Here is a 13,483-nt window from a genome sequence, read left to right on the forward strand (position 1 = left end):
TCCCATTTTCCTTGAGAGTGCGGCCCCGCGATGCGGAACCCACTAAGGCATGATCAGGACAGCCGGGAAAGATTAGACCGTCGCTCCAGCGCGTCGCGGCACTCATAGTCGCGCTGGTCGCGCAGCACCTGGTAGGCGATCGTCAATAGCTTGCGCGCGATCACGACCTTGGCGCGATTGGTACCTTTGGTCACTTTCAAGTGCTCATAATCGAACTTGAGAGCGGGCTCAGCGCGCATGGCGGGAACTGCCGCTTCCACAAAGGCCCAGCGCAGCCACTTGTTGCCGGTCTTGATGAGCCGCCCGTTCCAGCATTTACCGCCGCTGGCATAGGTCGACGGTACGAGACCGGCATAGGCGGCGAGCTTCTTCGCCGAGCGGAAGCGTGTGACATCGTCGATCTCGGCGGCAATCAGGCGCGCGAAGAACTCACCCACGCCAGGGATCGTCTTCAGGCGTTTGACGTCCGCATTGTCAGCGCTGAAGCGTCGGATCGTCTTTTCCGACGCGTGGATCCGCTGGTTGATGTCATCGATGAAGGCGATGGCACGGTCGATATGCTCGCGATCGATCGTCGACACCGAAAGCAGCTCGAGCTGGCCACGCCCGATCTTGCCGAACAGGTCGGTCATCTCCCGCAGTGCTCGGGTCTGCTCCGGATAGCGGTCGAAGATCGTCACCACCCGGTTCTTCACCATCGTGCGCAGCCGCACGAAGAAGATCCGCTCTCGCAGCGCCTGACGTAGCGCTCGGGCGGCCTCGCGCGGCACGTAGGATTCCGGGATCAGGTCCGCCCGCAGCAGATGCGCCAGGATCGTCGCGTCGATCTTGTCGGTCTTGATCTTGGCGTCGGCGATCGCCTTCACCTTCAACGGGGGCGCGAGCACGACATCGTCGCACAGCTCGTCGAGCCAGTCGTACATCACCGTCCAGTTGCGGCTCGCTTCCATCACCGCATGGCTGTTCTCCAGATAGGGCGTCAAAAACCCGGCAAGCGAGCCCGGGTCGTTCTTCACCTTGCCCGAGCGCAGGACCTGCCCGCCCCTGTCCTGGACCAACAGGTACGTGTAGGCTTTGTGGTAATCCACGCCGATGTGATAATCGTAAGACATGGGTGCATCTCCATTCTCGTTGGGGATCAGCAATCCGCTCAACGATCGTGATGCCACGAGGGGGTGCACCCTGGCCTCCACGGCGATCATCTCACCGCTCCATTCCTTCACCGAAGCAACACGCTTTCATACCGGCTCCTTCAGGCTCGGGACACGGGATTACCCGCCGACTCTGGCGCTTGACCGTCTTCGCGTCGGCCCCAGCGTTCCCCGTACCCAAGTACAACTTTGGAGATCGCCGGGAGGACGAGCAGCGTCAGTATGGTTGCCGCAACCAGTCCGCCGATCACGACAGTAGCAAGCGGCTTCTGCACCTCGGCGCCGGTGCCGTGTGCAAGCGCCATTGGCACGAAGCCGATGGCCGGCACGAAGCCGGTCATCACCACCGCTCGCATCTTCTCGGTCATGCCCTCCTTGATTGCATCGACCAGTAGCATCCCGGCTTCAATGCGCTCGCGGATCGCGGTCATCACCACCAAACCGTTAAGTACGGCGACACCGGCGAGGCAGATGAACCCGACGGCGGCCGAGACCGAGAAAGCAATTCCGGTCATGGCGAGCGTGAACACACCCCCTGCGAGCCCGAGCGGCACGGCTAGAAACACGGCCGCAGCACGTCCGAGCCCTCCAAGCGCCAAATAGAGCAGACCGAAGATGGCAAGGAAACACAACGGCACCACGATCGCGAGCCTGCGGGTCGCATCCTGGAGACTCTGGAATTGGCCACCCCATTCGAGATAGTAACCCGCTGGTAGCTTGACTTGGGCGATTTTTGATTGTGCTTCGGCGACGAATGACCCGGCATCTCGGCCCAAAAGGTTAATCTGAATAGCGAGGCGACGCTTGCCGTTCTCACGCCTGATCTCATTCAGCCCTTGGGTAACGCCAATTTGCGCAACCTGCGCGAGCGGCACCTGTTGGCGAGACTGGCCGACTTTGTCCGGAAGCAGCACCGGCAGCGCTTGGATTTCATCCAGACTTATCCGCGTGGCTTCAGGGACGCGAACCGTGATGTCGAACCGCCGATCTCCCTCGTAGAGCAGTCCGGACTCGCGACCCCCGAGTGCTGCGGAGACTGTATCGGCTACCTCCCGAACGGTGAGACCGTAGCGCGCTATGGCGGCTCGGTCGAGCTTGACGTCAAGCGTGGGCGCACCGCCAACCTGGTCAGCCTTGACGCTGCCCGCGCCTGGGATCGACTGCAGAATACGGACCATCTCGTTAGCCGTTTGGGTCATCTTGTCGAGGTCGTCACCGTAGAGCTTGATCGCCACGTCCCCGCGCACACCCGCGATGAGCTCATTGAAGCGCAGTTGGATCGGTTGGCTCATCTCATAGAGCTGACCTAGTTGACCGCCAGAAGCCTTCTCGATGCGCTCAATGACTTCCGCCTTGGTGTGGACGCCCGCGGGCCACTGATCCTGTGGCTTGAGAATGACATAACCGTCCGACATGTTCTGCGGCATCGGATCGGTCGCAACCTCCGCCGTGCCTGTCTTAGAGAACATCAGCTCCACTTCGGGCAGTTTCGTCACAGCCGCTTCCACCTGGCGTTGCATCGCGAGCGATTGTTCCAGGTTGACGGAAGGCACGCGCGTAGATGCGAGTGCGATGTTTTTCTCGTCGAGCTGGGGAATGAATTCGGAGCCAAGCAACCCGAAAGCCGGCACTGCGGCTAGGAAGAAGGCGAAGCCGCCCACGATGAACGGCCACGGTCGCGCCACCGCCTTGTCGAGCAGGGGTAGGTAGCGCGCCTTGGCCTTGGCGATCAACCACACCTCCTTCTCAGCGACGCGGCCCCGGATCAACAGCGCCACCATCGCCGGCACGAACGTCAGCGCCAGAATGAACGCCGCGACGAGCGCGAGCATGATCGTGATCGCCATCGGCGAAAACGTTTTGCCCTCGACACCGGTGAACATCAGCAGCGGCGCGAAGGCGAGCAGGATGATCGCCTGTCCGAACACGGTGGGCTTGATCATCTCCTGGGAGGCCCGCATGGTTTCCTCAAGCCGCTCGCGAAGGGTGAGAAGTCGCCCCTCATGCTCCTGTCGGTGCGCGAGCCGCGCCAGACAGTTTTCGATGATGATGACCGCCCCGTCGACGATCAGCCCGAAGTCGAGCGCCCCGAGGCTCATCAGATTGCCCGGAACCCGGAACGCGTTCATTCCTATAGCCATCATCAGGAACGAGAAGGGGATCACGAGCACCGAAATAACTGCCGCGCGCCAGTTGCCGAGCAAGAGGAAGAGGGATGCTGCGACGAGGATGGCGCCCTCGGTCAGATTGCGCTCGACCGTAGCGACCGTCGAGCTGACAAGTTTAGCGCGATTAAGCACGATCTCGACTTCGACACCCGGCGGCAATGTATTAGAGATTTGATCCAGCTTTGTGCCCACATCTTGCGCGACGATCCGACTATTTTGTCCGATCAGCATGAGAACGGTACCGATCACCGCTTCCTTGCCATTCACACTGCCCGCGCCCGTGCGGAGATCGCCGCCGCTCTCGACGTTGGCGATTTGTCCCACCGTTATCGGCACACCGCCCCGCGTAGCGGCGACCGCGTTCTTGATTTCGTCGACCGAGCGCACCCGCGCGTCGAGCCGAACCAGGTAGCCTTCGCCACCGCGGTTGTAGTAGTTGGCCCCAACCGCGAGATTGGCGTTTTCCAATGCCTCACCAAGCTCGCTGTAGGAGATGCCGTAGGTCGCCAGCTTTGTCGGATCAGGCTCCACGACAAAGGTTTTGGCATAGCCGCCAATCGAGTCGACGCCGGCGACGCCGGAAACCGCCCGCAACTGCGGGCGGACGATCCAGTCTTGTACAGTGCGGAGGAATCCGGCCTGCTCCACCTCGTTCGTCAACCGATCGCCCTCGGGCGTCAGATAGCTGCCGTCCGACTGCCATCCGGGTTGACCATTCTCGACCTTGCCACCCTTCCCACCGGGGTTGCGGTATCGCACGGTGTACATCACGACCTCACCCAGGCCAGTTGTAACCGGACCGATCTGTGGCTGGATTCCGTCAGGCAAAGTGTCGCGCGCCTGGGTCAGCCGCTCGCCGACCTGCTGACGCGCGAAATAAAGATCGGTGCCCTCGGAGAAAATCGCGGAAACCTGGCTGAACCCGTTACGCGAGATCGACCTGGTCGTCTCCAATCCAGGAATGCCGGCGAGCGCGGTCTCAATCGGATAGGTGACGAGCTTTTCCATTTCGACCGGGGAGAGGCGCCTGTCGACAGTGTTGATCTGGACTTGTTTGTTGGTGATGTCGGGAACCGCGTCGATCGGCAGCTTGGTGAGCTGCCACAGGCCGACGCCCGCGATCGCGAGGAAGATGAACAGCACCGCCCATCGTGCGCGGACGGACAGCGCCATGAGACTTGCGATCATGGCTTATTCCTCCTCGCCCGCGCCCTTGCCGAGTTCGGCCTTGAGCAGGAAAGCGTTGCGGGTGGCGATGATGTCGCCGGACTTGAGCCCGGAAACGATTTCAACTCTGCCAGCGCTGCGCTGGCCTAGCGTCACGAAGCGCGCCCGGAACCCTTGGGGCGTGCGGACGAACACGGCATCGCGGCCGTCAACGCTCTGCACGGCATTTTCGGGGACCACAATCGCATTGGTCGCTGTGCCCTGGCTCGGCATCAGGCGCACCCGCACGCCAAGACCAGGTTGAAGGACACCGCCCGGCACTTCGATGAGCGCCGTGGCCGAGCGGGTCTCGCCGCTCAGCGTTGGGGTGACGGCCCGAACACGGCCTTCGACCGTGCATCCATCGTTCAATTCGACGATCGCCCGATCTCCCGCCGCAAGACGCGCTATGTCGCTTGGGTTGATCGCGGCTTCGACCTGGATCTTGCTCGGATCGGCGACACGAAAGAGCTCGGCCTCCGGCTGGACAAAGGCACCCAGACTCACCGACGCGGAGGTGACGCGCCCGGCGATCGGGCTTGCCACGATGACACCGCGGCCGTCGCCGGTGACGTTAGCCGCACCCGCCGCGACCTGTGCGCGGCGCGCTTCGGCCGCTGTCGCGGCGGCTTCCGCTTGCGCCTGTTCGAGATCGACGCGCGCCGACACCTTCTGGTCGTAAAGATATCGCTCGCGCGCGAGCGATTTGCGCGCCAGCTCGGCGCGCGCAGCGGCGGCGGTCCGGTCGGCTGCGATCTGCGCGGCATCCCGGCTCTCGACTACCGCGAGCGCTTCACCGGCCCGGACGGGATCACCGAGCCGCTTGAAAACGCGCGTAACCGCGCCGCCCGCACGGGCCGTCACCAACGCTTGACCCGTCGGGGAGGGGGTGACGACCGCCTGCGAAACGATCTCCGACCCGAGGCCTCCTGCACGCACCGCCTCCACCGCGATGCCGGCTTCACGGATTGCCTGCGCAGTCATGACGAGGCTATCCGGCGGCCTCTCACTTTGGTCTTTCTTTTTTTCTGCCGATTGGTTGCCGGGGGCTGAATCGGCTGTGCAGCGCGCGACGCTGAAGCCGCCAATGGCAGCGAGTAACACGGCACCCGCCACGCCGCCCAGAAGGCGCTTGTCTTGGATCATAGGATATCTCCGGAATTCGGCTGGCCTGGGCCCGACGGCCCGGCAATCGACGGCGCATACGCCGCCGCCACGATGGCAGGGCGCGTGATAGACCGCACCGATGGGAAGCATTGTTGCAACGCTCAGCGGTCCCCCAATTCGGGTGCGGAGGCAGTCAATCGCTCAAGGCGTGCCTCGGCATCATGATAGGCCGCTAGGGCATCGGTGAACGCAGCCCGGGTCTCGGCGAGGGTTCTTTCTGCCTCCAGCAAATCGAGCTGGCTGAACTTGCCCTGAGAATAGCCAATCCGAGCGATGCGGGCGGCCTCGGAGGCCGCGGCAAGACCCGGTCCTCCTGCCGACCGAGCCGTTGCGGCAGCATTGGCCAACTCAGCCTGGGCGCTCGCAATAGCCTGCTCCGCCTCGATCACGGCAACCCGGCGGTTGGCATCGGCCCGCGTCTGCTCGGCGCGAGCCTGACTTACGGCGGCCGCGCCGTTGTTGAAAAGCGGGAACGGGACAGCGATTCCGATCACCGCCGCGTTGTCGTTGGTTTCCGATAAGCGCCGCGCGCCGACGCTGATCGTGATGTCCGGGATACGCTGGGATCTGGCGAGCCGCACCTGGGCATTCGCAGTGTTGAGATCGGCCTGCGCGGCAGCCAGCGCCAATGTACCGCTCGGATCGACCGGCATCGTCGGGCCGTAACCGCCGATGCGACCGAACCAGCCAAGATCAAGTGAGCCATCGATAGGCTGACCGATAAGCCGTTCGAGGTTCCCCCGGGCTACGGCTGCCTCGCGCATCGCGCGTTCGAGACCCACCTCGGCATTCACCCGCAAGACCTCGGCTCGCTGCTGATCAATAGGCGCACCGGCGCCTGCTATCACCCGCGTCCGCGCTGCCTTGAAAGCATTTCCTGCGATCTCTGCCTGCTGGCGAGCGACGTCCACGCGTCGTTCGGCGGCGGTCGCCGAGATATAGGTTTGCGTGATCCGCAGGTTGAGATCTGCGAGCGCGATGGCCGCATCGATTTGCGCGCGCGCGCTCCGGGAATCGGCGACGGCAATTCGTGCGGAACGCTTGCCGCCAAGCTCTATCGGGAGTGCAAGCGTCGCTGTCGTTTCCGCGCTTTGCGTGCCGCGATAGATGCCAGAGCCGGCAACATTCTCGGTCTGAACCTGAATTTCAGGATTGGGCCTGAGGCCCGCGATCGTACGTCCAGCAGCCGCAGAGCGAATCCCCGCCGCCGCCGACTCGATACTAGGGGAACTGCCCCCGGCAATGGTTCGGGCACGATCGAGTGTGAAGATCGATTGACTGGTGGAGGGGGGTGAGGCCGCCGACTGCGCCTGGGCAATTGATGCGCAGGACGTGACGGTCAATATGGCCGCAATAACTCGATGCATGAAAAGTAGCTCCTGACTATCCAGACGAAGCTTTGCGGCCAGCTGCCGCGAAGAGTCGGATGGTCAGGCCTCGGGTGGCCTGAGCGCAGGGCCACTGCACGCTTTTGCGTGCATGGAGGTTCGCATCCCAACTCGGGCAACAGCATTGCTCGTAGACGATATGTCCGAGGGCTGTGGGACGATCGCTGCTATATAATGCGCGTGGCACGCGCAGTTACGATAGGGACAACCTTTGCCACTATCCGTTGGCACGGCGTGAGCGTCGGTGCTCCGGAGGGCGGCCTGTCCGTCGATACTGCCGTCAACGGCAAAGGAGACTGAGGGCTCCCGCGCGAACGCTGCCGGCGCTGCACCCAAGGAGAGGACCAGCACCACAAAACCAAGCAGGACGAGCATACGCGGAAAGCCAAGAACGAGCATCAGCGGCCCCCCAGCCAGGCCGCGGTGGAGGTGGTGCTGAACGTCTTAATCCTCCGGAAACCCTTGGTACGAACCCGAGCCAGTCCCGCGCGCACGGTCGAGAAATGCCTCCCCGCGATCCCCCACGAGGCCATGCTGCTTCCGCGCGGTGCCGCAGCGCCTCCGACAAAAATAGTCATGCCGAGCCCACGACTGTCTCGGCCGCGAGCTCAATCCAGAGCAAGCGCAGCCAGCATTGACCGTTGAACGTGTCCGGCTTTGCTGATGCGCAGCTGCTGCAGGTCATTACGTTATCCCCGAACGAATCGACGCCTGCCTTATGCAGTCTATAGCTACTAGAGGGTCAAGCAGGAATTGCCTCAGCCAGTGCAACCGGGGCGCGATCTCGAACTACCGGATCACCGACACGCTGGTACTGCCGGGCGAAGCCGGGGTTGACCCTATAGCAACTAGAGGGTGCGGAATACTTCCGCGACTCGCTACGGAGGTAATGATGAGCGATTGCGGATGTGAGGCCAGCACATTACGGGCAGACAGCGATCCCGCTTATTGGCACACGACGCGCGTTGGCGAAACATGCGAAGCAGGTGTCGGCAGGAACGGTGCCTACACGCCTCCGCTCGAGAAGGGCGACACCGCTGATTACAATCAGGCGATCCGACGTTGGACCCTCGATCTGCACTCGTGCCGCGCCATGATCGAGCTTTTGGCACCGCGTCCCGGCGAAGCAATTATTGATGTTGGATGCGGCACCGGCAGCTTCGCCATCATGCTCAAGGCAGCCGAGCCAGGCGTGGATTTCATCGGCATCGATCCGGACGAGGAAGCGCTGGCGATTGCCCGCGCAAAAGCTGACGCCGCCGGCGCGGACATCCGCTGGGAACGCGGCGTCGCGCGGAACTTCGACACTTCCCGCCGACGTTGTTGTCACGAGCCTGATGTTCCACCAGGTGCCCATGGCCGAGAAACAGGCGGGCCGGGCCGCGATGTATGCCGCGCTGCGTCCCGGCGGGAGGCTTGTAATCGCTGATTACGGTCGGCAGCGAGGCCTGATGCGGCTGCTGTTCCGGCTTACCATCCAGCGGCTCGACGGCGTCGCCGACACCCAACCCAATGCGGACGGGGCTCTTCCTCGACTCGTAAGGGCGGCCGGATTCGGCAACGTGCGGGAAGCAAAACGAATTTACACCGCAACCGGAACGATCGTCCTGATCACGGCGGAGCGGCCCGGCTTATATGGAAGTAACGATGAACCTGGAAACAGAGCAACGGCAAATCAGGAAACAGTCCATACAGGCCATTCTCCTGTGCGCGGCGGTTTCAGTTGGATGCGCCGTCTTCCTGCCCAAGTTCGTCACCTTCCCAACGGAGGTCGGCGCACGGCTGGCGTTCGCGATCCAGACGAGCGCCGTCCATTTTGCCGTTGTCGTGGTTGCAGTCCGGCTGGTGTCGAGCGCGCGCTATCGGTCGGCCGCCGACATCGGAGGAGCTGCCAAGGGACCGCCGAGCCCTGAACTCGCGGTCAAGGTTGCCTTCCTGCAGAATACGCTGGAGCAGGCATTCCTGGGTGTCGGCGCGCATCTGCTACTGGCCTCGGTCGCGGGCGGCCGCTGGCTGGCACTGCTGATCGCGTCCGACGTGCTGTTCGCGATTGGTCGGCTCAGCTTCTACCGTTGCTATAGCGACGGTGCCGGTGCCCGGGCGTTCGGAATGGCGACGACAGCGCTCGCGGCGCTCACCTGCTATCTGGCCGCCAGCGCGCTGCTCATCGGCCGGCTATTCGGCGGGTGATGCCAGCAGGCGGTGCGGTCGCATAACCTGAAGCCAGCCTTTGGGATGATGGCGGTGATCTCGGCGACCTGAGCGTCCGTGGGCGCGGAAAGCCTGGCCTAAAAGTAATCGACAAGACGGAGTTCGCGCATGCGTCCGGCCTGGTCTTGCAATATCACGAGAGTTCCGGGGGGCATGAAGCGCCACCGCCAATGTTGGCCTCGGATATAGGATGCATCGATACGATGGCCATTGATGGCCAGAATGCGATCCCCTGCCCGCCAGCCATCGCTTGCGGCAGGGCTGTTGGCCGCGACATGGACGATGGAAAGTTCATTGCCACCCGGTGCCAGCCCGAAGCCGCTGTGGTCCTCGAGCATCGGCAACCCGCGCCGCGCCGGTCGCAACCATATCTTCCCCCCAGAAACATCGAGCACGACATCGAATTGAGAGATCAGAGGAAACCCGATACTTCCAAGGGCACTTTTGGAGGCCCAGCTTGATGGAGCGAGGGTTGGCACCGAACGGACGGGGAATCCGCCCAGTTTGACTTCGTTCGCAATGAAGGCAGCGGCCAGCCTAGTACCATCCACCCCTCCGATCGCCGCCGTCGATTGTCTGACCCCGTCCAGAAGTCGGTGTTCCTCAACATATGCGCGATCCAGCATCAGCGCGGTCGAGCTGCCCAAGTCGAAGAGCATGGGCGTATCGGGAAGCCCGGCTACGGAAGCGACCACGAGCAACTCGCGATTCGAACCATGCGCAACAGAAATGCTCTGCCAACCCCGACCACCGGAAAAGGTGCCGCTATCACCAATTGAAATTCGGCTGCTCGCGAATTCCAGGGCAATGCAGCGCTCGACAAGCATATCCTCCCCGAGCACCACATCGACCGGCCGGCCGATTGCGGATGAGACAGCTTCCAGGTCGGCTATGACGACAAAGGGAAGACGGCGCGGCTGTCCAGCAAGCGTGAGCTCGACGTTGCGCGCGAGCTGTACGCTTGCCCGACCACCAATACCGCGAATCATCACCTGTTCGGTCGAAGCGAGGTTAAGTCTCGCGGCCAACGAGGTGCTGACAATCGAAGCTGCGCTACCGCTGTCGAGAATGGCATCGACGGAGATGCCCGCCACGTAGCTCGGGAGGACAATTGTGTCGCCTGTGATCAGGTTGAAGGATTGCCAACGAGGCGGCTTGGCAAACCCGTTCCAATCAGAAACCAGGGCCGCTGCTGTCGCGAAGACAGGCTTGAGCGGCAACACAGCCATGGCACAGGTGCAACCAAGAACCGCGCCGGTGATCTCGCGCCGGGTAACCAACTCGCTTGCGACCATCTCGTCAGCCTTTCAATCCAGGCCGGGTCCTGCCGTCACAGGGGGGAGCAGAGACACCCTTCAGATTACGGAGGATCAAGCCTCGGACCCTACGACGCGCGCCAACGTCATGCTAGATATCGATGCACCTAGACTATGAGATGCGGCAAAGTGATCGTCTCACATCGGCCTGCGCGACGAGCGACCGAGATCAGACGGAGCATGAAGATCTACTCGCCTGCGAAGAAGCATACTCCCATACGACACGAGCTGGCCGCGCGTGTTCGTCGGACCTCGGTTGGTCTCGGTGGTGGCTATGGTCTGGTCGCACCGCCATCAGCTCGTGGTCACGGCCGCGCGACGATGATTGACCATGAAACCCGCTACCAGCGCGGCGAGCGTCAGAAGTTGGGCTCCGATCGATTGCACGGTCGGAAAAATACCCAGCATAGAGACGCGGATTCCACCCGCGAGCGGCGCGATGTCGATGATGCCCGCTTCTTGCAACGCGGCGACGCCCTTGCCGGCGAGCACGATGGTGAGGATTGCCATCAGCCACGCGCTATAGGCGAAGAACTTCGCGATCGGCAGATCACGGCTGTAGCGCAACATAGCCCAGGCGACGAGCCCAAGCAGCATTACTGCCGAGCCGGCACCCGCCAGCATCATGCCGCCATTTCCCTGGGTCCAGAGCGCGGCGTAGAACAGCATCGTCTCGAACACCTCGCGATAGACGACGATGAAGGCCAGGCCGAACAGGAACCAGGCCGATTGCCGCGACAGCGCGTGCGACATCTTTTCGCGGATGTAGCGTTGCCATTGATCCGCTTGCGCCTTTCCGTGCATCCAGATCCCTACGGAGAGTAGGACGACAGCCGCGAACAGCGATCCGAACCCTTCAGTAAGCTCCCGGCTCGCGCCGCTGATCCCGATGGCATAGGTCGCGATCGCCCAGGTGACGCCGCCGGCCGCCAGCGCCCCGATCCAGCCGCCATGGACATAGGGCAGCACTTCAGGTCGCTCCGCCTTGCGCAGGAAGGCGATCATCGCGACGACGATTAGCAGGGCTTCGAGCCCCTCGCGCAGCAGGATGGTGAAGGCCCCCAAGAAGGTCGATGCGCTACTGGCCGCGTCCGGGGACAAGGCGGCGTCGGCGTCGTCAAACAAGCCGCCCAGCACCTGGACGCGCGTGGCAATTTCGTCGGCGGGGCGGCCTTGCTGGAGCGAGGCCCGGAACTCACCCATGGCGCTTTCGATGTGACCCATGAGCGTTGCGTCACGCGCAGTCAGCATCGGCTCGAGCGGCTCAAATCCGTCGAGATAGGCCGACAGCGCCAGCTCCTGGGCAGCGTGGCGATCGCCCGCCCGATAGGCGGCGAGGCTCTGTGCAAGCTTCGCGCGCGCCACATCGAGTGAGCCGGGAGCCTGCTGGACGACCGCTTCCGGGTGGCGGCGCAGGTAAGCAATAACTGCATCGGCCTGCCCGCTCCCAATGCTCTTGGCGAGCGTTTCCGGAGTCAGCCCTGCCAACGCCGTCAGGTCGGGAATCCGTTGTCGGAGGCCGGGATCGGCTTTCCACAGTCGTTCGCCTTCCGTCGCGGCGGCATCGGAAAAGGCGAAGCGACCGGCATAGAAGGCCAGCGCCCAGCGATCGTCGCCTGGCAGGCTCGCAAAACTTTGCATCGCTGTGCCGTCGATGCCTTGGTCGATGACTTGATAGAGCGCGAAGGGACTGCGCTGCCGCGCGCGTGCTAATTCGCTGAAAGCGATCGGCGGGGTCGTTAGCTTCGCGGCATCGGGCCCGCGACCATCCCCGGTCATACCGTGGCAACTCGCACAATTCTGCGCGAACAAGGTGGCGCCGCGGGCAAGCTCGGGCACCTTGCTCGGCGCGAGCGGCACCGGATAGGCCTTGAGCAGATCCGCAGCGAGGCCATGCGCGACGCGGGCAACCTCTTCGGGTGCGCCCTTCGCGGCGATAACGGCCTGGAGCCGGGTAGCCCCTTCAATGAGCTTGGCTCGCTCAGGTGTTTGCGGCAACGTCGCGAGACGCGCCGAAACCGACGCCGCGAATTCGGTCATTTCGTTATATTCGGACGCGCTCCTGATTTTGCCACCAGAGACCGCCCCCCCATAATCGACTGCCATATAGTCGAGGAGCCGCCATGCAGTCTGGACATTCGCCGTATCAGCATGGGCGATCGCGCTCGTGCCCAGCGCAAAGGTCGCCGCACCAAGGACGGCCAAGATGCGGAGTGTCACGCGGTGGAACGAGAACGCTCCAACGCGAATCGACAAGGTGCGGGGGTTGTTCGCGGACGTAAACATCCGCTTCCTTTAGACCCTCTAGCCGCTAGAGGGTCAAGCTGTTTTGCGAGTTATTTGCATTAGCGTGACTGATCGTGGAGCCGGCTCGAGGCCGTCAACCTATCTAGCCGCCCGCCACGGAAACCGGCGCCAATGTTTCGATGATGCGGCATTCGGAAATGGTGCCGTGCCCGCACTGGACGATCACGCTGCTCAATTCGGACCTGAGTGTATTCAGATCCCGAAGCTTTCGGTCAATCTCGGCAAGATGTTCGCGCGCGATCGTGTCCACGGCTTTGCACGAGATGTCTTTCTGGTCGGCGAGCTTGAGAAGCTCCTGCACCTGGTCGATCGAGAAACCGAGCGCGCGAGCCCGGCGGATGAAACTGAGCCGCGCGAGATGCTGTGGAGCGTAAGCCCGATAATTGCCCTTCGTCCGAGCCGGCGGCGCAAGCAATCCGACGCTTTCATAATAGCGAATTGTCTCGACCTTCGTTCCGGTCGCTTTCGCGAGCTTTCCGATGCTGAGCGGCTCGACGGACATATTGGTTGACCCTCTAGTGACTTCAGACTTTATAGAGGATGTCATGTCGAAAAGTCGAGGTGACGTT

Annotated in this window: 9 protein-coding genes; 2 read left to right on the plus strand and 7 right to left on the minus strand. The window is 62.7% G+C overall.

The genetic code is table 11. The annotated features are described in order from the left end of the window. Positions 1 to 53: 53 nt before the first annotated feature. The 4 genes from ACIQCS_RS13180 to ACIQCS_RS13195 all read right to left on the minus strand — a co-directional run bounded on the left by ACIQCS_RS13180 (position 54) and on the right by ACIQCS_RS13195 (position 7,059). Positions 54 to 1,202: an IS110 family transposase gene (locus ACIQCS_RS13180; protein WP_286772162.1), complete on the minus strand. Its 1,149-nt coding sequence runs from the start codon at positions 1,200 to 1,202 to the stop codon at positions 54 to 56. A gap of 50 nt (positions 1,203 to 1,252) precedes the next feature. Next, positions 1,253 to 4,507: an efflux RND transporter permease subunit gene (locus tag ACIQCS_RS13185; protein ID WP_401531089.1), complete on the minus strand. Its 3,255-nt coding sequence runs from the start codon at positions 4,505 to 4,507 to the stop codon at positions 1,253 to 1,255. A 3-nt stretch (positions 4,508 to 4,510) separates the two neighbouring features. Beyond that, the gene (locus ACIQCS_RS13190) at positions 4,511 to 5,671 is read right to left on the minus strand and encodes an efflux RND transporter periplasmic adaptor subunit (RefSeq protein ID WP_286772164.1); all 1,161 of its coding nucleotides are present in this window, start codon (positions 5,669 to 5,671) and stop codon (positions 4,511 to 4,513) included. A 122-nt stretch (positions 5,672 to 5,793) separates the two neighbouring features. Continuing rightward, a complete protein-coding gene (locus ACIQCS_RS13195) occupies positions 5,794 to 7,059 on the minus strand; it encodes a TolC family protein (protein ID WP_286772165.1) in 1,266 nt (421 codons plus the stop codon). Positions 7,060 to 7,969: 910 nt separating this feature from the next. On the opposite strand from ACIQCS_RS13195, the gene ACIQCS_RS13200 reads away from it, so the two are divergent. Both ACIQCS_RS13200 and ACIQCS_RS13205 read left to right on the plus strand, forming a co-directional pair. Beyond that, positions 7,970 to 8,509, plus strand: coding sequence for a class I SAM-dependent methyltransferase (locus ACIQCS_RS13200; RefSeq protein WP_286772166.1), 540 nt, complete (start codon positions 7,970 to 7,972; stop codon positions 8,507 to 8,509). Positions 8,510 to 8,727: 218 nt separating this feature from the next. Next, positions 8,728 to 9,270 carry an MAPEG family protein gene (locus ACIQCS_RS13205; protein WP_401531092.1) on the plus strand — a complete coding sequence of 181 codons (543 nt, stop codon included), beginning with the start codon at positions 8,728 to 8,730 and terminating at the stop codon, positions 9,268 to 9,270. A 98-nt stretch (positions 9,271 to 9,368) separates the two neighbouring features. Here the strand turns inward: ACIQCS_RS13205 and ACIQCS_RS13210 are convergent, their stop codons facing one another. From ACIQCS_RS13210 to ACIQCS_RS13220, 3 genes are all read right to left on the minus strand, one after another. Next, positions 9,369 to 10,586, minus strand: coding sequence for an aspartyl protease family protein (locus ACIQCS_RS13210; RefSeq protein WP_401531094.1), 1,218 nt, complete (start codon positions 10,584 to 10,586; stop codon positions 9,369 to 9,371). Positions 10,587 to 10,901: 315 nt separating this feature from the next. Then, complete coding sequence (locus ACIQCS_RS13215; protein WP_286772169.1) at positions 10,902 to 12,893, minus strand: cytochrome c/FTR1 family iron permease; 1,992 nt, start codon at positions 12,891 to 12,893, stop codon at positions 10,902 to 10,904. Positions 12,894 to 12,996: 103 nt separating this feature from the next. Further along, positions 12,997 to 13,416 (minus strand): helix-turn-helix domain-containing protein, encoded by a 420-nt coding sequence (locus ACIQCS_RS13220; RefSeq protein ID WP_286772170.1) that lies wholly within the window; start codon positions 13,414 to 13,416, stop codon positions 12,997 to 12,999. Positions 13,417 to 13,483 lie beyond the last annotated feature (67 nt).

Origin of the sequence: Sphingomonas sp. NPDC092440 (assembly GCF_044754985.1) — a bacterium.
Classification (GTDB): Bacteria; Pseudomonadota; Alphaproteobacteria; order Sphingomonadales; family Sphingomonadaceae; genus Sphingomonas.

What these genes read in the sequence shown, in the direction of transcription:
- ACIQCS_RS13180 (WP_286772162.1), bottom strand. Translation starts at nt 1,202, where the DNA reads ATGATCGCCGTGGAGGCCAGGGTGCACCCCCTCGTGGCATCACGATCG.
- ACIQCS_RS13185 (WP_401531089.1), bottom strand. Translation starts at nt 4,507, where the DNA reads ATGATCGCAAGTCTCATGGCGCTGTCCGTCCGCGCACGATGGGCGGTG.
- ACIQCS_RS13190 (WP_286772164.1), bottom strand. Translation starts at nt 5,671, where the DNA reads ATGATCCAAGACAAGCGCCTTCTGGGCGGCGTGGCGGGTGCCGTGTTA.
- ACIQCS_RS13195 (WP_286772165.1), bottom strand. Translation starts at nt 7,059, where the DNA reads ATGCATCGAGTTATTGCGGCCATATTGACCGTCACGTCCTGCGCATCA.
- ACIQCS_RS13200 (WP_286772166.1), top strand. Translation starts at nt 7,970, where the DNA reads ATGATGAGCGATTGCGGATGTGAGGCCAGCACATTACGGGCAGACAGC.
- ACIQCS_RS13205 (WP_401531092.1), top strand. Translation starts at nt 8,728, where the DNA reads ATGAACCTGGAAACAGAGCAACGGCAAATCAGGAAACAGTCCATACAG.
- ACIQCS_RS13210 (WP_401531094.1), bottom strand. Translation starts at nt 10,586, where the DNA reads ATGGTCGCAAGCGAGTTGGTTACCCGGCGCGAGATCACCGGCGCGGTT.
- ACIQCS_RS13215 (WP_286772169.1), bottom strand. Translation starts at nt 12,893, where the DNA reads ATGTTTACGTCCGCGAACAACCCCCGCACCTTGTCGATTCGCGTTGGA.
- ACIQCS_RS13220 (WP_286772170.1), bottom strand. Translation starts at nt 13,416, where the DNA reads ATGTCCGTCGAGCCGCTCAGCATCGGAAAGCTCGCGAAAGCGACCGGA.